General features: G+C 73.5%; 4 protein-coding genes. 3 read left to right on the forward strand and 1 reads right to left on the reverse strand.

What is annotated here, in order from left to right:
* Positions 1 to 141: 141 nt before the first annotated feature.
* Positions 142 to 918: a DsbA family protein gene (locus DVA66_RS18320; protein ID WP_157974120.1), complete on the reverse strand. Its 777-nt coding sequence runs from the start codon at positions 916 to 918 to the stop codon at positions 142 to 144.
* Between the two features lie 248 nt (positions 919 to 1,166).
* Between DVA66_RS18320 and DVA66_RS18325 the strand changes: the two genes are divergently transcribed.
* From DVA66_RS18325 to ndk, 3 genes are read left to right on the forward strand one after another with little or no spacing between them, the layout of a single operon-like run.
* Positions 1,167 to 2,594 carry a bifunctional folylpolyglutamate synthase/dihydrofolate synthase gene (locus tag DVA66_RS18325; RefSeq protein WP_114561326.1) on the forward strand — a complete coding sequence of 476 codons (1,428 nt, stop codon included), beginning with the start codon at positions 1,167 to 1,169 and terminating at the stop codon, positions 2,592 to 2,594.
* Positions 2,591 to 2,956: a DUF4233 domain-containing protein gene (locus tag DVA66_RS18330; RefSeq protein ID WP_232822058.1), complete on the forward strand. Its 366-nt coding sequence runs from the start codon at positions 2,591 to 2,593 to the stop codon at positions 2,954 to 2,956. The genes DVA66_RS18325 and DVA66_RS18330 overlap by 4 nt, the downstream gene beginning before the upstream one ends.
* Positions 2,957 to 2,966: 10 nt before the next feature.
* A complete protein-coding gene (gene ndk, locus DVA66_RS18335; protein WP_114128256.1) occupies positions 2,967 to 3,401 on the forward strand; it encodes a nucleoside-diphosphate kinase in 435 nt (144 codons plus the stop codon).
* The last annotated feature ends 115 nt before the right edge of the window (positions 3,402 to 3,516 follow it).

Genomic DNA, 3,516 nt, shown 5'->3' on the forward strand with positions numbered 1-3,516 from the left:
CGCGGCGGTGGCGCGCCGCCGGACCGCGGGCCGACGCCGGTGGCGCGGCTCCCGGGGCTCGGAGGCTCACCCCCGCATTCTAGTGGCGCGCCTCAGCCGACCGCCCGCCGCGCGGTGTGTCCCCGGCAGCCCGACGACCGGTCAGGCGGCGGCGGCCTGGACGGCCGCCGGCAGCCCCTGCGGGTTGGAGTAGTAGGGCGAGATGTCGAAGTTGTTGCCGTTCACCCGGACCGTCGGGGTGCTGGTCACGCCGGCGGCGGTGGACTCGCGGTCGGTACCGCGGACGAACTCCCCGGTGGCCTCGCTGCGGAAGCAGGACTTGAAGGTCTCCAGCGCCGAACCGGTCAGCCCGGCCTCGGCGGGGAAGTCGTTGAGCAGCACGTTGTCGGAGTAGCCGGCGCCCTCGGTGGCGGGCTGGTTGGCGTAGATGACGTCGTAGTAGGCCTGGTAGCTGCCGGCCACGTCCGCGCAGGCCGCCGCCACCCCGGAGCGGTAGGAGGCGTCGTTGCGCAGGTTGTTGTCGAGGAAGGTCATCGTCCGGTACTCCAGGACGACCGTGCCGTCGGCGGCCATCTGCTCGATGGTGGCGCCCAGGGCGTCCTCCATCTGCTTGCAGGCGGGGCACTGGAAGTCCTGGTAGATGGTGAGCACCGGCGCGCCCTCGGGGGCGACCCCCGGGTTGGCGATGATCCCCGTCTGGTCGGCGTTGGCATTCGGCGGCGTCAGGTCGCCGGCGGCGGAGTTGCGGGCCAGGTTGACCCCGACCACCGCAGCGACCGCGACCACCCCGGCCACGACCACGGCGACCACGGCGATCAGCACCCGCTGGCGGCGCTTGCGGGCTGCCTCGGCGGCCGCCTGCTGGCGCAGCTGCTCCCGTCGGCCGCCGGCCTTCGGCTGCTGCGTCCGCTTGCTCATGGGGTCTCCTCGGGGAGTCGGGGTCAGAGGTCGTGGCTCGGACGGCATTGCCCGGCGCAGAGCATAGTTGCATCGTCAACGACCGGAGGCCGTCGTCCTGGCAACGAACGAGCGGCGCGTCCTGCTCCCGGGCCGGTCGGACGGGGTTCGCGCAGCCCGGACGCCGACGCGCCCCGGTCGGTACAGTGGCGGACCGGGACGGGCCGGACGACGGCCGTCCCGGCAGACCCGCGAGAAGCAGGAGACCAGTGAGCAGCAGCCACGCCGAGATCACCGCCGCGCTGACCGCCCGGTGGCCCGAGCAGCGGGTGGCGCCGTCCCTGGCGCGGATCACCGCGCTGCTGGAGCTGATGGGCGACCCGCACCGGGCCGCACCTGTGATCCACCTCACCGGCACCAACGGCAAGGGCAGCACCGCGATCGTCATCGAGTCGCTGCTGCGGGCCAGCGGGCTGCGCACCGGACGGTTCTCCAGCCCCCACCTCAGCCGCGTCAACGAGCGGATCAGCATCGACGGCGAGCCGATCAGCGACGAGCGGTTCGACCAGATCTGGACCGAGATCGAGCCGCTGGTGGCGATGGTCGACGAGCAGCGGCTGGACGGCGTCGCGATGACCTTCTTCGAGGTGGTCACCGCGATGGCCTTCGCCGCCTTCGCCGACGCCCCGGTCGACGTCGTGGTGCTCGAGGTCGGCATGGCCGGCACCTGGGACGCCACCAACGTCGCCGACGGCTCGGTGGCGGTGATCACCCCGATCGACCTCGACCACACCCACCTGCTCGGCAGCACGGTCGCCGAGATCGCGCGTGAGAAGGCCGGCATCATCAAGCCCGGCGCGATGGCCGTCCTGGCCGGGCAGCCGGTGGAGGCGGCCACCGTGCTGCTGGAGCGCGCGCTGGAGGTCGGCGCGCTGGTGCAGCGCGAGGGCGTCGACTTCGGGCTGCTGGAGCGCACCCCGGCCGTCGGCGGCCAGGTGCTGCGGATCAACGGCGCCGAGGGTCCGGTCGGCGACCTGCACCTGCCCGTGCACGGGGCGTACCTGGCGCAGAACGCCGCGCTGGCCGTCGCCGCGGTGGAGGCCTTCCTCGGCATGAAGGCGCTGGCCCCCGACGTCATCCAGCAGGGCTTCGACGCCGTCCGCCTGCCCGGGCGGATGGAGGTGGTGCGCCGCTCGCCGACCATCGTGCTGGACGCCGCCCACAACCCGCACGGCGCCCGCGCCACCGCCGCCGCGCTGGCCGAGGCCTTCGACTTCCACCCGCTGGTCGGGGTGCTGGCGGTGATGGGGGACAAGGACGTCGACGGCATCGTCGAGGCGTGGACGGAGAGCTTCGAGCAGGTGGTGGTCACCCAGGTGGCCTCCACCTCGCGCGGGATGCCCGCCGAGGAGCTGGGCGAGGTGGTCGCCTCCCGGTTCGGCGCGGAGCGGGTGCACGTCGAGCCGCGGATGGACGCCGCCCTGGAGCGTGCGGTCGCACTGGCCGAGGCCGACGGCGGCCCGGTGCCTGGCGTGCTGGTCACCGGCTCGGTGATCGCGGTCGGTGAGGCCCGGACCCTGCTGGTGCGCCCCGGTTCGGAGGACGACCAGCCGGGCGAGCCGCTGCTGGAGGTGGCGGACTCCGGCCAGTTCGGCGACGCCGACGGCCCCGACCTCGGTGGCGGGACGGTCCGGTGACCGACTCGCCCCTGCTGCTGCGCCCGGGCAACCCGATGACCAAGGTGCTGGTTGCGGTGGTCGCCTTCGAGGTGATCGTCTTCGGGCTGGCGATCTTCGTGATGATCCAGGTCAGCCAGGTCCCGGTGGGGTTGGCGGTCGAGCTGTGCGCGGGTGCGGCGCTGCTGGCGGTGCTCAGCGCGGCGACCCTGCGCCGTCCGCTCGGGCAGCTGCTGGGCCACCTCACCCAGCTGGTCGGGGTGCTGCTGGGCCTGGCGACCTCGGCGATGTTCGTCATGGGCGGGTTCTTCGCCCTGCTCTGGCTGGTGACCTTCGTGCTGGGCAAACGGCTGGACCAGCAGGGCGTCACCGGCTCCCGCTAGGGTGCCGGACATGAGTGAGCTTCCCCGCACCTTCGTCCTGATCAAGCCCGACGCGGTGCGCCGGGGACTGGTCGGGGAGGTGCTGTCCCGGTTCGAGCGCAAGGGCCTGCAGATCGTGGCGATGAAGCAGGTGCAGGTCAGCGGCGAGCTGGCCGACCAGCACTACGCCGAGCACCTCGAGCGCGACTTCTACCCGCCGCTGCGCGCCTTCGTCACCTCCGGTCCCTCGGTCGCGCTGGTGCTCACCGGCGACCAGGTGGTCGAGACGGTGCGGCTGATGAACGGGGCCACCGACGGGCGCAAGGCCGCCCCGGGCACCATCCGCGGCGACCTGTCCCTGTCGAACCGGGAGAACCTCGTGCACGGCTCGGACTCCGCGGAGTCGGCCGAGCGCGAGATCGCCCTGTGGTTCCCCGAGCTGGAGCCGGTCGAGGGCCGGGCCTGATGGTCGACCAGCCCGGGCCACCCACCCCACCACCGCCGGGCCGACCTGCCGGGCCGCCGTCTGCCGGTGCGCCGTCGGGCGCCGGTCCCGGCCCGGAGGCACCGGGAGGCCCGGG

It is taken from the genome of Desertihabitans aurantiacus, assembly GCF_003344635.1.
Lineage (GTDB): Bacteria > Actinomycetota > Actinomycetes > Propionibacteriales > Propionibacteriaceae > Desertihabitans > Desertihabitans aurantiacus.